General features: G+C 33.4%; 19 protein-coding genes and 2 pseudogenes. 1 reads left to right on the plus strand and 20 read right to left on the minus strand.

Annotated features, from left to right (window positions below):
* Nucleotides 1-202: 202 nt before the first annotated feature.
* The 20 genes and pseudogenes from FGK85_RS06785 to FGK85_RS15285 all read right to left on the minus strand — a co-directional run bounded on the left by FGK85_RS06785 (nt 203) and on the right by FGK85_RS15285 (nt 17468).
* Nucleotides 203-886 carry a Crp/Fnr family transcriptional regulator gene (locus FGK85_RS06785; RefSeq protein ID WP_138204992.1) on the minus strand — a complete coding sequence of 228 codons (684 nt, stop codon included), beginning with the start codon at nt 884-886 and terminating at the stop codon, nt 203-205.
* Between the two features lie 152 nt (nt 887-1038).
* Nucleotides 1039-1500, minus strand: a complete 462-nt coding sequence (locus tag FGK85_RS06790; RefSeq protein ID WP_138204994.1) for a gamma-glutamylcyclotransferase family protein — start codon at nt 1498-1500, stop codon at nt 1039-1041.
* Nucleotides 1494-2138, minus strand: coding sequence for a pyroglutamyl-peptidase I (gene pcp / locus FGK85_RS06795; protein WP_035292224.1), 645 nt, complete (start codon nt 2136-2138; stop codon nt 1494-1496). The genes FGK85_RS06790 and pcp overlap by 7 nt, the downstream gene beginning before the upstream one ends.
* Before the next feature lie 72 nt (nt 2139-2210).
* Entirely contained in the window at nt 2211-3167 is a 957-nt protein-coding gene (locus FGK85_RS06800) for a DUF979 domain-containing protein (RefSeq protein WP_035292226.1), read from the minus strand.
* On the minus strand, nt 3160-3867 hold the full coding sequence (locus FGK85_RS06805) for a DUF969 domain-containing protein (protein WP_035292228.1): 708 nt from the start codon (nt 3865-3867) through the stop codon (nt 3160-3162). Before FGK85_RS06805 ends, FGK85_RS06800 begins: the two co-directional genes overlap by 8 nt.
* Nucleotides 3868-4122: 255 nt before the next feature.
* Nucleotides 4123-4524, minus strand: a complete 402-nt coding sequence (locus tag FGK85_RS06810) for a hypothetical protein (RefSeq protein WP_138204996.1) — start codon at nt 4522-4524, stop codon at nt 4123-4125.
* A 132-nt stretch (nt 4525-4656) separates the two neighbouring features.
* The gene (locus tag FGK85_RS06815) at nt 4657-5190 is read right to left on the minus strand and encodes a flavodoxin domain-containing protein (protein ID WP_138204998.1); all 534 of its coding nucleotides are present in this window, start codon (nt 5188-5190) and stop codon (nt 4657-4659) included.
* Nucleotides 5191-5880: 690 nt separating this feature from the next.
* Entirely contained in the window at nt 5881-6699 is an 819-nt protein-coding gene (locus FGK85_RS06820; protein ID WP_102399005.1) for a MerR family transcriptional regulator, read from the minus strand.
* Nucleotides 6700-6900: 201 nt separating this feature from the next.
* Nucleotides 6901-8922 carry a methyl-accepting chemotaxis protein gene (locus FGK85_RS06825; protein WP_243122826.1) on the minus strand — a complete coding sequence of 674 codons (2022 nt, stop codon included), beginning with the start codon at nt 8920-8922 and terminating at the stop codon, nt 6901-6903.
* A gap of 669 nt (nt 8923-9591) precedes the next feature.
* Nucleotides 9592-9993: an arsenate reductase ArsC gene (locus FGK85_RS06830; RefSeq protein WP_138205002.1), complete on the minus strand. Its 402-nt coding sequence runs from the start codon at nt 9991-9993 to the stop codon at nt 9592-9594.
* Between the two features lie 17 nt (nt 9994-10010).
* Nucleotides 10011-11063 carry an ACR3 family arsenite efflux transporter gene (gene arsB / locus FGK85_RS06835; RefSeq protein WP_138205004.1) on the minus strand — a complete coding sequence of 351 codons (1053 nt, stop codon included), beginning with the start codon at nt 11061-11063 and terminating at the stop codon, nt 10011-10013.
* A gap of 5 nt (nt 11064-11068) precedes the next feature.
* On the minus strand, nt 11069-11599 hold the full coding sequence (locus FGK85_RS06840; RefSeq protein ID WP_138205006.1) for a DUF2703 domain-containing protein: 531 nt from the start codon (nt 11597-11599) through the stop codon (nt 11069-11071).
* Nucleotides 11592-12569: pseudogene (locus FGK85_RS06845) on the minus strand (ArsA-related P-loop ATPase). The gene FGK85_RS06840 and the pseudogene FGK85_RS06845 overlap by 8 nt, the downstream one beginning before the upstream one ends.
* A gap of 1 nt (nt 12570) precedes the next feature.
* On the minus strand, nt 12571-12717 hold the full coding sequence (locus FGK85_RS15615; protein WP_279232908.1) for an arsenic metallochaperone ArsD family protein: 147 nt from the start codon (nt 12715-12717) through the stop codon (nt 12571-12573).
* 114 nt (nt 12718-12831) lie between these two features.
* On the minus strand, nt 12832-13167 hold the full coding sequence (locus FGK85_RS06855) for an ArsR/SmtB family transcription factor (RefSeq protein WP_138205008.1): 336 nt from the start codon (nt 13165-13167) through the stop codon (nt 12832-12834).
* Nucleotides 13168-13484: 317 nt separating this feature from the next.
* Nucleotides 13485-13670, minus strand: a complete 186-nt coding sequence (locus FGK85_RS06860) for a hypothetical protein (RefSeq protein ID WP_138205010.1) — start codon at nt 13668-13670, stop codon at nt 13485-13487.
* Nucleotides 13671-13728: 58 nt separating this feature from the next.
* Nucleotides 13729-13944 (minus strand): hypothetical protein, encoded by a 216-nt coding sequence (locus tag FGK85_RS06865; protein ID WP_138205012.1) that lies wholly within the window; start codon nt 13942-13944, stop codon nt 13729-13731.
* Between the two features lie 483 nt (nt 13945-14427).
* Nucleotides 14428-15462: pseudogene (locus FGK85_RS06870) on the minus strand (PDDEXK nuclease domain-containing protein).
* Between the two features lie 75 nt (nt 15463-15537).
* Nucleotides 15538-17223: a recombinase family protein gene (locus FGK85_RS06875; RefSeq protein ID WP_243122827.1), complete on the minus strand. Its 1686-nt coding sequence runs from the start codon at nt 17221-17223 to the stop codon at nt 15538-15540.
* Between the two features lie 101 nt (nt 17224-17324).
* The gene (locus tag FGK85_RS15285; protein ID WP_171011349.1) at nt 17325-17468 is read right to left on the minus strand and encodes a hypothetical protein; all 144 of its coding nucleotides are present in this window, start codon (nt 17466-17468) and stop codon (nt 17325-17327) included.
* A 525-nt stretch (nt 17469-17993) separates the two neighbouring features.
* On the opposite strand from FGK85_RS15285, the gene FGK85_RS06880 reads away from it, so the two are divergent.
* Nucleotides 17994-19652, plus strand: a complete 1659-nt coding sequence (locus FGK85_RS06880) for a P-loop NTPase family protein (protein ID WP_138205016.1) — start codon at nt 17994-17996, stop codon at nt 19650-19652.
* Nucleotides 19653-19817: the final 165 nt, after the last annotated feature.

Genomic DNA, 19817 nt, shown 5'->3' on the forward strand with positions numbered 1-19817 from the left:
TATCCATTAAATGGTGTAATTATGCGTCTGTAATCTTTTTCACAAATTTCCATCTCTTCTTATTCAAATACTAGCTTATGTGTTTCTTTTTAACAAAAAATTAATAATTTAATATAAAATAAGAGCCTTATCTACATATGATATATTCGTCAGATAAAGCTCATTTTATATTAAATTATTATTATAAATTAATATACTCATTTTATTTATTACAATTATTAGTTAAATACCTTTTTAATCTATTTATATCCTTTATTACTATACTCCTATTTTCTGAAGTTATTATGTTTTCTTGTTTAAACTTCTTCAGAGTTCTGGTAACTGTAATTCTTGAACATCCTATTATATCTGCAATATCTTGGTGAGTTAAATTTATTACTATTTTTTCATTATTAGTTCCTATTTCTTTTGACTGAGTCCATAATCTTATTAAAGTATCTGCTACCTTTTGTGTAGAATCATTAAAACATATATTTACCATTTGAGTCATTGATATTCTATACTTCCTAACTAAGCTATGAATTATGAATCTATATATGTCAGCATTAAAATCTAAAAGTTTTTCTACTTCTCTTGAGTGAATTATAGATATGTCAGTGTTTTGTATAGCTGTATTTATAAAACAATCAGCTACACCTTCAAAATACTCTTCCTCTCCAAAGATTTCTCCCGGTTTTAAATAATAAAGATATTTTTCATCTCCATTACTATTATAAAAACTTCTTTTCACGCTACCATTAGTAACTACAGCTATAAACCTCTTTTCCCTAATTATTATTTGCTCATTTTTGCGAAAACTTCTTTTTTCCCCATAATTACTAAAATCATTCAAGAAAAAATTTCTCATTTCTTGCTGTTTTTCACAATCAAATAATTCTTCATACATTTCTATCACCCAATTTAATGAATTTTTATTTTTTATATTTTGCTTATTATATCAAAAGGAATTTAAAAAGTGAAGAGCATTGTAGCAACAAAATACTACAATACTCTTCACTCTACTCTATAAATTTTAAATAAGAAATGTACTAGATAAAATTAACTAATATATTGTATCATAAATTTTCTCCAATCTCCATGATGCACATATATATCATTTTCATCTATTTTATTATTTTTATCATTATACTTATACACATAGGCTTTTTGAATCCTCGCTGATTCACCTTCCAAAACTTCTACATCTGTTAATATTCTATTGTATTCGTTGCTAGAATCGTTTTCCCTTATATATCCCTCCATTTTATCTAATATTTTAAGGTTTTCCTTAAAATTTTTAAAACTTATAAGCTCACCGTATACAAAATCTTTTCCATCTACTAAAGCTGGATATCCTCGTTTTGCTAAATGATAAAGTTTACCTTTAACTCTAGCTTTTTTTCTATCTAATATTATATCTCTTAGATATCTTTCATAGTTAAAAAAATTATTCATTAAACTTCCATAAACAAATACATTCTTTACTTCTTCAACTTCCATATTAACTTTAGTTTCTAACATATTTTACCACCAGTCTCTTTAATATCTTCTTTAGTTTCAATAGCTGCTTCTATAGCTAACTTTAATCCTTTAGTTATACTTTCCAACGCCATAGAAGGCATATTTCTCTTGTCTACTACTTGTTCTGGTATAAATGGAACATGTATAAATCCTCCAATAGTATTCTTAAATTCTTTATCTAAATGGTATAAAAGTCCATACATTATGTGATTACATACAAAAGTTCCTGCAGTATTAGAAACTGAAGCTGGAATACCACCTTCCTGTATCTTTTTAACCATAGCTTTTATTGGAATGCTTGCAAAATATGCATTTTCTCCATCATTAAATATTTTTTCATCTATGATACTATTTCCTTCATTATCTGGTATCCTAGCATCATCCATATTTATTGCAACTCTTTCTATAGTAATATCGTATCTTCCCCCTGCTTGTCCTACACATACCACCATATCAGGTTGTTCTGCTTTTATAGCTTCTGCAAGCTTTCTTACAGATTTTTTAAATACTGTAGGAATCTCTACTTTAACAATCTTAGCTCCGTTTATTTCTTCTGGGAGTTTTTTAACAGCTTCAAGAGCTGGATTTATGCTTTCTCCTCCAAAGGGATCAAATCCTGTAACCAATACTTTTTTCATCTTCATTCTCTCCTAACATAACGACGTAAAATTTATTTCAATATTAATCCTAAAAATCTTATAAACTCTATATTAAAATGCCCAAAAATACATAAGTAATATGTGTATAATTAACATTAATATAGCCACTGGGGCTTGATATTTTATAACTCCATATTTCCTATCTTTAATTTCTAAAATAGCTGTTGGAACTATATTAAAATTAGCTGCCATTGGTGTCAAAAGAGTTCCACAGAATCCTGCTGTTAACCCCAAAGCGGAAACTACAACAGGGTTTCCTCCCTGAGCTATAACAAAAGGAACTCCTACCCCCGCAGTAATAACTGCAAAAGCTGCAAATCCATTACCCATTATCATAGTAAATAGTGCCATGCCTACGCAATAAGCCACTACTCCTGCAAGTATATTTCCTTGTGGTATAATTCCACTTATGCCATCAGCAATTACCTTTCCAACCCCTGCACTAGCAAAAACTGAACCTAATGCTGCAAGAAGTTGCGGTAAAATATTAACAGGACCAACCATTTGGAATAATCTTCTTCCATCTTCCACCATTTCTTTTGGTTTTCCTTTTGTTATTACTATTGCAAGTATAGTAGCCAATAATGTACCTATTCCCAAAGCTACTAGGGAACCTAAAGATTCTTTAAATAGTTGTGCTACCAAAAAAGTAATTAGTGCTAAAGCTACTGCTGGTATAAATATAGCATTACCTATTTTATTAGCCATTTTATCTTTAAATTCTTGAGTTGACTGTTGATACTTTCCAGGCTTAACAACTTTAAGTGCTGACAATGCACAAAGTACTAAAATTAAATATCCTATTATAGTAGGGTTTACTCCTATCTTCTCATTTCCCCATATTAATCCTATTTTGCTGAAAGTGAATATAAATCCAAGTATAAGCCAGAACAGAGCTGTAGATATCTTAGAATTATTCTCTTTATCTTTTAAAGTCATATAACTTGTATAAAAACATACCATGCCACACAAAACATACATTATTTCAGTTAAAGATGCTTTAAGCATTTATATCCCCTCCTGACTCTGTATTTTGTTTAGCTTTCTTTTTATATTTCTTGTCAAACTTTTTATCATAATATAAGAATTGAATTGTTCCCACTATCATTATTATTACAGCAATTGGTAAGGAAGCCTTTGCCACATCAATAGCTTCTACCTTATAATTCAATTCCTTAAGTACCCCAACAATCAATAGTACTCCACCAGATGCCACAAAACCATTCTGACCAAAAAAGTTTCCATAATTCTCAACTGATCCTTCTAATCCCTTAACCACTTCTTTTCCTTCTTCATCAAAATCTTCATATCGATTTTCAGCAGCACCTTGAGCCATTGGAAGTATTAAAGGTCTTATAAATTGAACATGTCCACCTATTCTTAAACTAAAAACAGCTGAAATTGTTCTTATTATAAGATATATAGAAGTAAGTTTTCCAACTGTAGCTGTCTTTATCTTTCCTATGAGATATGCAGCTCTTTCCTTCAAACCATATCTTTCTAATAGACCTATAACTGGAAGTGAAATAATAAATAATGACATATATCTATTAGTTACAAAAGCCTCTCCCAAAATTTTCATTATATCATTGAAGGACATTCCAGAAACAAGGCCTGTGGCAATACCGGCAATAACAACTACTGCCAAAGTATCCAATTTGATTATAAAACCTATTACAATAATTAAAATTCCTATTAACTTTATCATTTATTTCCCTCCTCCTTCTGATTTTTAATATATTTATTATAAAAATTATAACAAAACGAAAAATAAAAAAATGTAGCCTAGACTACATTTTTTGAAATAATCTGAATTTTCGAACACAATAATTTATTTTTGTCCATTACCTGTGGACTCTATTTAACTAACCTTGTGAATGATTAGATGCGAAAAATAAATTTTTACATAAATAAGAGTCTTATCTGCACATAGTATATTCAGCAAATAGAACTCTTATTTATACTAGCATCTTAATTCTATACAAAGAGAACTATTATGTGAAGTATATGGAATTTCATTGTCAATATCCTCTTTTTTTAATGTTGCATTTGTCCCATCAATGCCCTTAAAAGTTATTTTTGAAAACTCCCCCACTTTACAATCTTTTAATATGGTAGATACTAATGAACCGCTTTCTTCTTTTCCTTCCATCTCTACTGATTCTGCAGGTAATTTCTTAATATCACCAATTTTATATTCTTTAACTTTTTCATTGTTGTAACTTACTTTTACCACATATTCATATTTTCCCTTGCTGTTTGTTCCTTTAGTTTCGCTAGCTTTCTTTTTCTCAGAGGTTGAACACCCTACAAAGGACAGTACCATAATTAATAATAGTAAAGCACTAATTACTTTTTTAAACATTTCCCCATCTCTCCTTTACTAAACTACCTATAGCACTATTTACTTCATTGGTACTTGTCACTCCTGTAGAGATGATTTCGTAACCTTTGGAAACCTTTTTTAGTTCATTAACACAAACTTTATTATTACTTTCTACAATATATAATTAACTAGAGTCACTATTGCACTTCTATCTGTAAAATCAACTTTATCTCCATAGGTAGCTAATAACTCTTTATCATCATCTGTTAACTTATCTTCAGGTTTTTTAGATACTACTTTTTTTAGCATTGCCATCATAGCTTTGTGTACTAAGCTTAGCTTTTTGTAATCTATTCCACCGCGAAAATGAAAAAACTTTATATTATCTATAATTTCTTTAGGGAAATTCTTTTCTATAATTGGGGCGAAAACTTCTTTTTTATCCGTAGAAGCAAGTCCCACTGTGTAAACTATTATTTTTTTATACTTTATAATATCAAAGTTTTTAGTTATAAGTGATATACCTGAAATGCCACTAGCATAAAGTCCTCCACCGTAAACAATAGTGTCATATTCCTTTAACATTTCTACCTTTATTTCTGAAGCATCAAATAAGTCTCCCTTTACCTCCTCGGCTATCCACTGAGCATATTTTTTACTACTGCCATATTTTGATTTGTATATTACTACTATTTTATTATTCATATACTTCGCCCCCAAAATTATACAAATTCTTATTCTATGATTAACCCACAATAAGGTACAATGTAATGGAATTATGAAATTTCTCTTCCATGACTTGCATAGAAGCTCGGAACAATAAATTTAATTTAAGAAATTCTAATCTTTTAGCCATATAAAATTATCTAACGCTCACATTCAGCGTCCTGCCTCAGGTTCGCTAGCCTGGCGTCTTTGCCAGGCTTACGATAATTTTATCTGTCTAAAAGAAGAATTTCTAAAATTAAATTTAAACAGTGCTTTCGCTTCTTATGCAAGTCATTCCAGAGAAATTTCATAATTCAAGTAATGTAATACTTATTGTGGGATAATCATTCTATTATTTATATGTCATCTAAAAGCTTGGTAAAACTTTCAACATAATATGTAAAAAAGCATTTTATTTAAAACATAATAACCCTATTATATAACATCATATCTAAATTATACTACACTAAAATTACAAAGCATAGCTCATAAATTTTTATGAATCTCAATATAATAGCAAGCTTTATTGTTGTGCGAATTTTATTATGTGCATTTTTAATGCACTGTTAGAGAGGTAGGTATTTTTATGTCAAAAAATGAAAACTATCAATTTTGCGTAAATCCTGTTTTACTTATACAAGCAAAAACCGCCTGCATATTTTAGCAGACGACTTTTGTTATTCCGTTTTATTTCTTTCTTACAGGATAACATACTTCTGTTACCCATTCTTCAGGATTTTGTGTTTCATGAGGACTTACATGATAGATATTAAAGGCTAAACCATTAAACTCATAACCATTATCACTTACCCAATTTGCAACTACCTGATTAACTTCACCAATTTTATCATAACTACCTTTATAAGTAGCTGATGCAATTTGAACAGGAGGCATTGTTTTAAACACTACATTTTTTGTGTTTTTATATTTTCCCTTTACAGATTTCTGAACCTCTACATCCACATCCTTTTCCTTGTATTCTCCATCATGGAAAATAGCAAGTGTATAGCAAGGTTCTCCATCCTTAATATTAAGTGGCATAGTTTCTGTCACTAATGTATGCCATAGCATACCCTCCTGTTCGTAAGAAGGAATTATTTTACGTACACTTGCCACATATCTTTCTGTCAATTCTTTTAAAGTTACATTATAATTCATAACCTTATCACCCTTTCCAAGTCTTTTAATAGCAGTTTCAATGAGTATTAAACGCCTATTGGTTTCCTCCGCCTGTTCTCGAACTTCTGTCTTCTTAAACAATAAATATTTCTTTAGAGCCTCTGGATTATCATAGCTCTTCAGTATTTCAGAAACAGATGCCAGACTAAACCCCATATCTTTCAGTGCGTTGATACGCCCTGCAAGAGGCAGTTGCGCCTCACTATAATACCTATAACCTGTAAAATCATCTATACTTTCGGGGATAAGCAAACCAATCTCATCATAATGGCGCAGCATTCGTATGCTAATTCTTGATAATTTTGAAAAATCACCTATTCTTAACATTTATATTACCTCACATATATGTGTTTTTGAGCTCAATTACAGTATAGAGTATACCATAATGTGAGAGTCAACAAATAATAATATATTATAAAAAAAACATGAAAGCTTAGATTTTAACTAGGCCTTCATGCCAACTTTTTTGACAAGTACCATCAATAAAACAAAATATTAAATTTGCTTTTATTTTAGCATATTTTTTATTTATATTTTAAATTTATTTACTTCTTCATTCATTTCCTTTGTCATTTCACTTAGTTTCTCACCAGACAAAGCTACCTTCTTTGAACAATTATGCATTTCCTCTGAAGATGCACTTATTTCTTCTGAAGATGCAGATATTTCTTCTGAAATAGCTGAGCTACCTTCCATTTTAGATAAAACTTCTTCCTTCTCTTCATTTATAGAATATGCTGAACTATTAACATTTTGTATTTTAGGAACGATATCTTCAATAGATTGTATTATGTTTTTAAATACTCCAATTGTGTCCTCTATGGTTTTAGATTGACCATCAAGTTCTTCTTTCATCTTTCCTGCATTATCTATAATCTCTTGCTTATCTTTATCTATAATATCTACTAATTTATTTATACTTTCAGAAGATTCTTTGCTTCTTTCTGCAAGCTTTCTTATTTCATCTGCTACCACCGCAAATCCTTTTCCTGATTCTCCTGCCCTTGCAGCTTCAATTGCCGCATTTAGAGCTAAAAGATTAGTTTGCTCTGAAATACTATTTATTAAACTAGTCATCTCACCTATCTGTCCTACATTATCATCAAGTTTCGATATTACATCTAAAAAAGCTTTAAAAAATTCTTTAATATTCTTTACTGATACTATCATATGTTCCATCTTTTTATTACTATCATTAGCCATTAAATTTATTCCTACGGAATTTTCACTTATTGCTGATAGCTCATTTACTACTATATCAAGCTTCTCTCCAAAACTTGATATAGTAGCTGTAGCTTTCACAAGGTCCCCAGCTTGATTTGAAATTCCTTCTGCTACATCGTGTATTGCCCTTGAAACTTCACTTGAGGAGCCTGTCATTTCTTCTGAAGCAACTAATAATTTTTCTTCCTCTTCTTCAACTACATCAGAACTTTTCTTAACCTTACCTATCATAGACTTTATAGAACTTTGCATTTTGTCTATTGATTTTATAATGTCTCCAATTTCATCCTGTAATTTAAAGTATTTTTCTTCTATTGGAATGGTAAAGTCCCCTTTTCCCACTTCTTTTATGTGTTCCGCTGCATATTTAATAGGCTTAGATATTTTATTAGCTATAAATATACATACTACCACTGCAATTATAGAAAATATAATAGTAAAAATTAAAGTTATACCACCTACATTATTGGCAGTTCTTGTAAGTTCACCCTTCTCTACAAAAGATATATAATACCACCCTAGTTTTTTATTAGAAGATTTTTTCACATTTATAAAATACTCTTTTCCATCATTCATTTTTGCACTAAAATTATTATTCTTATATTTTGATAAATCATTTAGCTGTTCTACTTTAAGTTCTTTTATACTTTTAGAAATAATTTCTTGATCTTTACCACTAGCTATTACTGTTCCTTTCTCATCTGTTACAATTAGATAACCATTTTCACCTATTTTTGTTTTTTTACTCATTTCAGACAATTTTTTTAAGTTTATATCAAAGGTTATAACCCCTTTAAAACTTGAATTTACATCTTTAACTGGATTTAAAACCGACATTACCATAGAACCTGATGAAGTTTTATAAACATCTGTAAAAGAGACTTTATCTTTATTATTCTTTGCCTCATCGTACCAATCCCTTTTTCTAGGATCATATCCCTTTTTTCTTGAAATTGCTGGGTACTGCATATATCCTCCATTACTTTCTGAAGATATGGATACAGTCTCTATTCCATCATGAGTTTTTGTGAAATTTTCAAACTTTCCATATAAAGAAGCTTCAAAACCTCCATTTTCGAGAGGAGTCATAGGTATTTCATCCGATTCAGGCTTTTTATCAATATATGAAGTTACCTGATTCTCTAAATTATTTAGCTCTTTAGAAAACATATTTATGTTTTCTTCAAAAGCTACAATATAATTATTAAAGCTACTATCCACTTGTGTGATTTGCTTTTCTATAGATTGTACATAGTCTTCTTTTGTTTGATTATATACTTTAGTGTATACTATAGAACCTAGTAAAACTAAACATACTAAAATCAAACAGACAAAAGAAAGTATAAGTTTATTTTTTATACTGTATTTTTTTGCATTTCCCTAATTCCCCTTTTTTTTTGCATTTTGTCTATTTATATAATAACTTATCGTAATTCTTACACATTAATTTATACTTATTTAGCCTAATTGTAATGAATTTATAAATATATTATAAAAAATATGATAACTAAAAAAATTTTAAATATAAAAAACCGATTACTTAACTATTTTTTCACATGTATTAATCTAAAAACGCCTGCATATTTTAGCAGACGTTTTTTCCATATTCTAAACATCATTTTTTATACAGCTTATCCATTTATCCGTAGTTAAAACTGTATTCTCCATTCCTTGCTTTCTCTAATAAACGTTTCTGAATTATTTTCTACTTCCGTATGTTGAATTAAAATGATTGGAATATTATTTTTTTAAGCCTTACCCATAGACTTAATAATATTTTTTAAACTCCTATTAATCGGTTCGGTAGATACAGTCCACAGTTTTTCCCTGTTCGGTAGATGTAGTCTACCACTAATGCCCGTTTGGTAGAACGGGCATTAGTGAATCCTTATTTTTCAAGTTTTTTTTGTCTTTTGACTTTTTAGTTGGTAAGTACAAATCGATAATATAATATTACAATGTCAACTACTAGATTTGTAATTGGCATTATAATTATTATGACTTTAGTCTGTCTTTTAGCTCTCTTATTTTTGTTTCTATTGTTGAGATTACCTTTTTAAACTCCACATCATTCTTACCTGTAGGATCATCCAGCCCCCAATCTTCCCTGTGTTTACATGGAAGGTAAGGGCATTCCACATTACAGCCCATTGTAATAACAATATCTACTGGAGGGATTTCATCAAGCAACTTTGAATGTTGAGTTTTCTCCATATCTATGTCATAAAGCTCTTTCATAAGTCGCACAGCATCCTGATTAATTTGAGGTTTTGTTTCTGTGCCAGCAGAGTAGCTTTCAAATATATCTCCTGCAAAGTGTTTACCAAGTGCCTCAGCTATTTGGCTTCGGCATGAATTATGAACACATATAAAAGCGACCTTAGGTTTATTACTCATTGACCATTACCTCCTTTCTAACTTTTTACAGGAAACCAGTGCCTTGTATTGTTCGCTATCTTTACAAGTATCAACATAACAGGTACTTCCGTAAGAACCCCTACGATGGTAGCAAGTGCAGCTGGACTTTGTGTGCCAAACAATGCGATTGCAACAGCAACAGCTAATTCAAAAAAGTTAGATGCACCTATCATACCGGCAGGCGCTGCTATATCATGCGGAAGCTTTATAGCTTTGCTTACCAGATATGCAATGAAAAAGATTAGGAAAGTCTGAATAATTAATGGTATAGCTATTAAAACAATATGCAGTGGATTATTCAGAATTACATCGCCCTGGAATGAAAAGATTATTATTAATGTTAGCAATAGACCTATGGTAGTAATATTCCCAAACTTCGGTATGAAACTCTTTTCAAAGTAATCGAGTCCTCGCTTTTTTGTTATGTAATTACGTGTAATTATACCCCCAGCCAGCGGGATAACAACAAACAATACTACAGATAGAATAAGTGTATCCCATGGTATGGTTACACCGCCCACACCTAGAAGAAACGCGACTATAGGAGTAAAGGCTATGAGAATTATAAGATCATTTGTCGCCACTTGCACGACAGTATAAGCTGCATTGCCTTTGGTCAAATGGCTCCATACAAATACCATCGCTGTACATGGCGCTGCTCCAAGAAGAATTGCCCCTGCAAGATATTCTGTTGCCAATTCTGTTGGAATTAGAGCTTTAAAAATTATAAAGAAAAACAGCCATGCAATGCCAAACATGGTAAAAGGCTTTATTAGCCAGTTGGTTATCCACGTAACAAAAAGTCCCTTAGGATTTTTGCCTACATTTCTAATACTTTGAAAATCTACTTTTAGCATCATTGGATATATCATAAGCCATATTAATATCGCCATGGGTATCGATACATTTGCATATTCAAAACGTCCTAAAAACGCTGGGATTCCAGGTAAAAACTTGCCAATCAATACTCCTGCAAACATGCATAAAATAACCCATACAGTTAAGTACTTTTCAAAAAAACCTATTCCACTTTTTTGTTCTTTACTCATCTAAATCAGTCCTCCTTTCTTTCTAAGCTATCAAAAAAAGTAATCAAGTTTTGTGGAATTTCATATTCCACATTTGTTGAAGTGCTTGAACTATCCCCACCATAAATCTCTTTCAAAATTGCGTTGATAATCATGGATTTCGGTGGTTCTGTATACTCTATACCCTCATGCACCCAAACCCTGCAATCCACAGAATCACCACACAGATCCCCACATTCTTTACAGGAAGTTTCCTTAACCTCAAGAGCAATATCCCTGCCATTTACTCGAATTGTTGGGGAGCTTAAAAAATGATGTTCAATGGCTAACACCCTTGAATTTATATTAACCTTATTAACCACTATCTCAAATCCTGCCGCTCTTAATACCGTTGATACTTCATTAACTGCATCATCGAGATTAGTTTCAGTTCCTTGACACCTCGTACATACACTCAGGTCAAGATAAAGAAAATCAATTATAATCTGCCTTTTTTTCTGCTCTTGTCCGCAGCAACCACTGCTACAAGAACAACAACCAGTATCATTTTTATTCATCACTTTTGCTACCTCCAGAAAAATTCACTATACTTTCAATTGATGCATCCTGGAACCAAGGGATTGCAACAAAGTTATCAGCACTTATTTGCTTAACTTTTTCTAGCCATTGCTTTTCAGCATCAGCGCGAGCTATTAACATACTATTTTTAGTATTCGTCAATGAAAGGCACTAATTAACCACCCACCATTTATTATTAATTCCCGCTCTGTTTAAATCATCACTCAACCTCTGAGCTTCAAATACCGGTGTAACTTCAGGCAATGTCACAATTATAACCTTTGTTTGTTTCTCATCCCAAAGTCTTAGTAGTAATCTTTGAACAGATATTGGCGTTTCACCTTTTGTTCTCTGTACCTCCTTATGGTAGCTCTGTGTAGAGTCAAGCAAAAGAAGCGTATGACCAGTTGGTGCAGTATCAATAATTACAACTTCATTTTCAGCCTTGTCAACAATCTCAGCAAAAGCTCTAAATACTGCAATTTCCTGTATACATGGTGATTGTAAATCCTCCTCAACATCATCTTCGCTCATTGTTTCACGCGCCTTACTTAATACCTCATTTTGGTATCGCAATAGTTCCTGCTTTTCATCTATTTTGCTTAGTTTTATATTTTCAGTATCTTAAACCACATATTTAAGATGGTCAGCTGGGTCAGTAGATGTTAAATGTACCTTAACACCCTTTCTAGCAAGGGCCACAGCAATAGTTGTTTTTCCAACACCGCCTTTGCCCATTGTGAATATCACTCTTTTACCTGCTGTATAAATATCCTCAATCAAAACATTAAGATGTTTTAGATTTAAGGCTTTGCTATAAGTATTCGCTCTTGCGTAATTATCAGCCAAGTTTATTGCCACAGCACAGGCGGTTGAGGTTTTGCCCACACCGCCCTTTCCTGTAAAAAACAAATATTTAGTCAGATTAACCTTAGCCAAATGAAATGATTCATAATTATTCCTTGACATCCTAACAGCACCCCTTTGGTCCGCAGCAACCGCTTTTCCTTTGAGATTTTGTGCTTATTTCCACCCCTAACCATGCTGAAAGTTCTTCGTTTGTTGGGTAGTTTTTAGTTTTTACAATTTCACCATCTGCAAGTGTTACAGGAAGAATATCAGCTCCTTATTTTTGAAGAATTTCACTTATAACTTTATTGGAGATAAAATCCTGTCGAACAACACATTGCTGGGTCAAAAAATCTCAATATTTTTCATTACTAAATCCTCCTTAACAACATTGATTATTAGATTTTTTATTTTTGCACCTTTTACAAATACAGTCTTCTTTGTCGCTTGTTATGCATGCAAAGAAAGTTTTAAGTTCATCTGTTTTTTCCTTGTTTAATGTATATCTCATCCAAGCTCCATCACGCACTGCATTTACAAGGCCGCTTTCAGATAGAATTTTCATATGATAGCTTAGAGTGGATTGGGAAATGCTGAATTCTTCTAATATATCGCATGCGCACATTTCTCCACACGACAGCATATCAATAATCTTTAACCGTGTTTCATCTGACATAGCCTTAATTGCAGGAACATAATCTGCATATGAATGCTCCATAAAATTACCTCCTATATATTTATATGTATCAATGATATCCAATGTTTTCGATATTCTAAAATAATAATATCAAGCATATCGATAGTTGTCAATATGAATTAGATCTAATTCATAAAAATGTTACAGACAAAAGCACACCCTCAAAGCATTTATTGCTTAAAGGGTGTGCGACATTTTGTTTTTTTAATTAGATTTCTATTTCAATGCCTGATTTAAACCTCACAATATACCGCTTACGCGAGCAGACGCAGAAGGCCCAGATGGAAAACGCCAATCGTGATGAGCTACAAAAACGTATAGCTGATATGAGCGCATTTCTAAAAGAACAGCCCACTACCATTTCCGAATATGACGAGCAACTCTAATATTCTTTTATGGTAATAAAATTGACTCTTATTAAGGTTATTTTCAGCACAGAAATCTTTCACTGTTATTGTATCTTTAATAGAGTTAAATTTATTTAAATATTCCTCCCAGGCATCATTATCTAATTTTCTATACATAAGTAAACCTCCCATTGATAATCTTTTACTTAAGTTTATCAATGAGAGGATATGTTTTCTAGGTACTTAATTTTTGACGCTTACGTAATTCAACGATTTCATCGCCTGATATTAATGGTGTACTATCTTCTTCATTGAGAAATAACGCATCATATTTTCCAATTTTTGCTTTAGATAATAACCGTACAATAATCCATTTGTTTAAAAAGTCATCTCCACCTAATTGAATATCAAGTCCATTTCCTACTAAAAGAGATCTACAATCTGTATTCATCTTTACACCCCCAATCGTCTAATTCTAATCTCAACATCTATCCTATAGCTTACGTCTATCCTGACCACACAACCTAATGGCTATGACATCTATCTTATAGTCTATAAAAAGTGACATCTATCCTGACTTCTAAACTATACGCTATTTTTCACTAGATATGTTTCCACGAACTACTTTAGCTTGTAAAAATAGGATAGATGTCACCCACTACAAATTGCCACAAATCCCAGCAATAAGAGCTTTTTCGGGTGCTTAGTCTTTAACCCTTGACATCAATACTACCGTTTCAACATGTGTCGTATTCTTTGTTGGAACACATATTTTCTATGTCGTCCTCGCAAAAGGAACACTTTTTGGCTTCACTATTTAACAAGTTTTCCTGAGTGTTCATTGTCAATCATTCCTTCCTGTTAAATTGTTGGTTTACTATAAATTCTACCATTACAACTGCGACATTTATATTACGCACCAACTTGTGCATAATTAATCATCTAACTTTTCATAATCGTCAAGATTCAACTCTCTCCGCAGTTCTTCTTTCGTTGGCATATAAGGGAGATATTTTGCTGCATAAATTTGATTATTATCTTCTGGCAAAGTGTACTCTACAAGCGTATCACTTTTATCTGCACAAAGTAATATTCCAATTGGTGGATTATCTCCTTCATTCATTAGTTCTCTTGTATAATAATTTACATACATCTGCATCTGACCAATATCCTGATGTGTTAAATCATCAATTTTCAAATCTATCAAAACAAAGCATTACAAAATATAATTGTAAAAAACAAGATCGATATAAAAATGACGTCCATCAAAATTTATATGTTTTTGCCTTGCTACAAAAGAAAAGCCACGTCCTAATTCCAACAAAAATTTCTGCAAATGATCAATTAATGCCTGTTCCAAATTAGATTCATAAAAATGTTCATTTTTAGGCAAATTTAAAAATTCAAGTACATATGGATCTTTAAGTATTTTCTCATATTCCAACTTTGGTTCTGTCGATTCAATTTCTTTCGCTACTGCATCTTTGTTTTTACTGGCTAAGATTCGCTGATAATACATTGTGTTAATCTGGCGATCCAATTGTCTTGAACTCCATCCTGCCTTAGCAGCTTCGTCCATATAAAACACTCTCGCCTTTTCATCTTCCACTCTCATCAATGAACGATAATGTGTCCAACTCAATTCCGAACGCAGTGCGTTCGCATTTGGAAATGTTAAATAAAATTTTCGCATCATTTGTAAATTACGTACAGTATATCCTTTTCCAAATTCATTCATCATTTTTTCCGAAATATATTGTAACAACTGTTTGCCATATGTTGCTCTGTCATTTTCGCCACAAGCTTTAAATATCTGTTCACCAATTTCCCAATATGCAATTACCATAGCTATATTCACTGCTGAACATACTTTTTTCTGTGCATCGAGAACACATCCTCTAATAGATTTGTATGTTTCTTCTGGTTTTATATCACTTATCAAATTTGAATTTCCAGTTATATCACCCATTCAATCCCTTCCTTCCATTGATATATTCAGATTGCCACCTATCATCCTAATATTGGTAATAACAGGTGTTTCTTTCTATCCTGCCTGCTTACGCAGATTCTTATACCGATTCTTCACATCAGGCACATTACGGTTATCCATCCCTTTCAGTACAAATGTCAACTTGTAAGGATCAACCGTTCCATCTTCGTTCGTCTCGCCTACGATAATCTTTTCCACGCTGCTTTCAAATACAATGCGGTCAAAGTGATCCATAATATCTGCATCCTTAAGCTGTGAGCGAATATCCTTCATACGCTTTGATATTGCATTCTGCGTTGCAACGCCCTCTGAAAATAACAATTTTTCAGATTCTGCTTTTGCCAGCTTCTTGCATATCTCATCATATTTCTCGTCATAGGCTTCCTTGCTTATTTTATCATCCAGCATCATATCGGTCAATTTGTTTCGGCGGTTCTCAAGGTTCGATATTTCCTTGTTCACACGCTTTAATTTCTCTGCACTTCCGTCTGCTGAAAATGTTTCTTCCACCGATGCAAGCACCGATTCCAATACATCATCAAAGTTCTCTGCCAGAAGCCCAAACATTTCTACAAATGCATTCTCAATGATAGCTTCATCAATGGATTTACTGTTTGGACAATTCTCGATTCCCTTGTTGGATGCAGTTCTGCATTTCCAGACTGGTTTCTTGTGCTGTGTATCCTGATTGTGGGAACGTCTGGTAAGATTCGTACCGCAGAATCCACATTCACACATACTGCTGAAAGCAAATTTTCTTGCGAACTTCGTTCGTGTGCCTTCCACAACATTAGGATTTTCCTTATATCTGCTCTTACAGATTTCCTGTGCCTTATCCCAAATTTCTGCTGATACAATAGGTTCATGATGATTTTCAATATAGAATCTGTCCTGCTCTCCACGATTATCCAGTCTGCGCTTGGAAATCGGATCAACGGTGTAAGTCTTTCCAAGAAGTAAATCACCTTTATATTTTTCATTCTTGATAATTCCCCGGACACCACTGTCTGTCCATTTCACCAGACCTTTTTTGTTAATCTTTCCTAGTCTTGTCAACTCTTTCGCAATGGAATATGCTCCATATCCTTCGATATATCGGTCAAAAATAAATCTGACGATTTCCGCTTCTGCTTCATTGACTGTTAATGATTTATCTTCCTGATGATAATCATATCCAAGGCAACCATTGAAGCCCATCAATTCTCCTCGCTGCATCTTCATCTTGACACCCATCTTTACATTCTGTGAGATAGATTCTACCTCATTCTGTGAAAGTGATGCCAATAATGCAAGCTGCATTTCACCTTCCATCGTGGAAGTATTGATATTCTCTTTCTCGAAAATGATAGTGATACCCTGATCTTTCAACATCCTTACATAAGTAAGTGTGTCCAGAAGATTACGTGAAAATCTTGAAATTGATTTTGTCATGACCACATCAATCATTCCATTCATGCAGTCTTCAATCATTTTCAAAAATCCGTCTCTGTTTTTCGTTTTCGTACCAGTAATAGCTTCATCAGCATATATTTCCACCATGACCCAGTCCTTATTCTGTGAAATCTTATCCTGATAATACTGTTTCTGCGACTGAAAACTCTGTAACTGTTCCTCTCCGTCCGTGCTGACACGAACATATGCAGCCACTCTTTTACGAGTAAGCTGAACTGGTTTTCCAACCATTCTTACATCTCTGACAATCGGTCCATCCGATGCCTGTATTACTTGTACCTCTGCCATAAGCAATTCCTCCTTCTGCTACCGACTATACATCCGAATCAAAATATGAACGAATGTACAGCCGAAATAATATTCCAAAATCTATAAGTTCAAAAATCCTTCTAAGCAGTCATAAAGCTGACCACATTGTAGGATGCCATAATCTTGTACTTTGCTCTGCTGTACTCATCTTCCGTGATAAGCTGATTGTGATAAATCCACCCAAGTACCGCCAGCTTCTTTGCTAGCTCAAGCTCCTTCGTCATACAAATCCCCTCCTTCTCCTAAAATTCTTTGATCACCTTCTTTCTTCCATCAGCAAGCTGATGTTTCTAAAGTGAATATATGTTGTAATCCAGCAAGAAAATGGTTTGGCTTTCTACGTAGAGTGGGGCGGTTAGCTTACTGCTTCCATCCATCTATCAGATTAAAATATTCTTCTGATAGATGCGGGCCTCTCCTGTGCGAGATCATCTCCCAACTTGACGTGATTCCTATTCCTCGGCTCTTACTAGATTACTAACATAAGTAATTCAGTCCTCATCACCCGAGGGGACTTCCCCAGCTCTACAGCTTATTTACTTTTCAATGTGCAGTTGAAACTTCTAAAGTTCTTATAGAACATAAGTTTGTTTCGTGTTATAATTTTTGTAGCTACTTTGCTTTGAATCTGATGCTTTGCAGCTACGTTTCATGAGTTTATTGTAGCGGAATCTATTATAAAAAATAATTGACGGACTATTGACCAAGACTTGACATAGAAAATAAAATGGAAGGAATCAAGGATACCTATGAGAAACAGAATGACCTTTGCCAATGTAGTTGGCATCTTACTTGAAAACAGCAATAAGACTTACCCACAGCACCTGCTCATCCGCAATCTGTTCTCAGAGTGTCTGGATGATACACTTCCCGCTTCTGAAATCTTAGATGGAGAACGCATCGAATACAGTCGTTGGTGTACAGGTGCACGACCAGTCACCATTGCAATCATCAATTCTTATGAGCCTGACAACTGGGATACTATGGAAGCTGATTTCAATGATAAAATATTACCGAATCTGCTTAACCCAATCAATGCACGTACTCAGATGGAGAAGCTGATTACAGACTGTACGGACACCATTGGACAAGCTGTAGCAGATGAACTGCTTTCCTATACTGATGATGCAGAGTTCTATACTATGACGGTTCGTTATACGATTCTTAACAACCATCATAACGGTAATCTGTATTCACCAGACCTATCCGACACCTTGTTAAGTTCTCGTGTTCCCTCTCACACAAAAGAATTTGTAGGAAGAAAAGCAGAACTTAAGGACGCCTATACTAAGTTAAGCACCAGTACCCCATTATTTATCACTGGAATACCTGGCATTGGAAAAAGTGAATTTGCAAAGACCTTTGCAGAGAAATATAGACGTAAATACACCAATATTATCTTCCTGCATTACACTGGAAGCCTTAAGAAATGTGTTGCTGGAATGGAATTTGATACAGACAATTCACAGATGGATGAAGAAGCACTCTTTCAGGCTCATTATGATGTATTGAAAACGCTCCACTCTGACAGCCTGATTATCCTTGATAACTTCAATGTGTTACCAAAAGATGATGGATGGATGAAAGAATTTTTAAAGAATGATTTTCAGTTGATGGTCACAACCAGATGCAGAATTACATCCTTTGAAACCCTAGAAATCAAAGAATTAGAGAAAGAAAAAGAACTGACTGACCTGTTCTACCGTCACTGTCCTTCTGCCAAATCAGAACCGGATACCGTAAAACAGATCATTGAAGTATTGCACGCTCATACGCTTACCGTATGTCTTGCAGCCCTTGCCATCAATGCAAGCGGTATCGAACCAGAGGAATTATTACAGGAGCTGAATACCTGTGGTCTGAATGCAGATATCAGTGAAGAAGTGGAATTATACAAGGATGAAGAATTCGACCAAGCTTTGTTAATTGAGCATTTGCGGAAGCTGTTACAGTTCAACCATCTGAATAATACCGAGCAAGACATCCTTCGCAATCTTTCTCTGTTACCTGTATCAGGTGTACGTAAGCGTTCTGTCAGAAACTGGCTACAGTTAAAAAATCTCAATGATGTGAATCACATGATTGGCTATGGCTTCGTAACGGAAGACACAGAAAACAAGACCATTAGTCTGCATCCACTGATTCAACAGATAGCACTCCTTGAAACAATGCCCTCTGTTACGAACTGCATCACATTACTTCATACGCTTCATGGAATCTGTCTTGTTCACGGGTTGGACATTCGCCGTCCAGAAGAAGTATTATCGACCCTTGTCAATATCAATGAACGAATTATTGTAGATGCTCCAGAAGATTATCTGTTATTATTACAGGATGAATTCCCATACTTTGAAAAATACGGCGTAACAGATGCTCTTACTGATCTTGATATTGTCAATATTACTTGACAGTTTTTTCTCGCATAGTTCGTTATTAGGCAGCTTGATTTAGAGATTCATAGTATCTCTGTCTTTTAACCATAGGAGGTAGCCCACCATTGGCAGAGCAAATCCTCCTGTTGTTCCAATAACTGATGAAATAACGCCATATAAGAATCTTAAGTTCTTCAACAG

The sequence above is a fragment of the Haloimpatiens lingqiaonensis genome, assembly GCF_901447495.1.
Lineage (GTDB): Bacteria > Bacillota > Clostridia > Clostridiales > Clostridiaceae > Haloimpatiens > Haloimpatiens lingqiaonensis.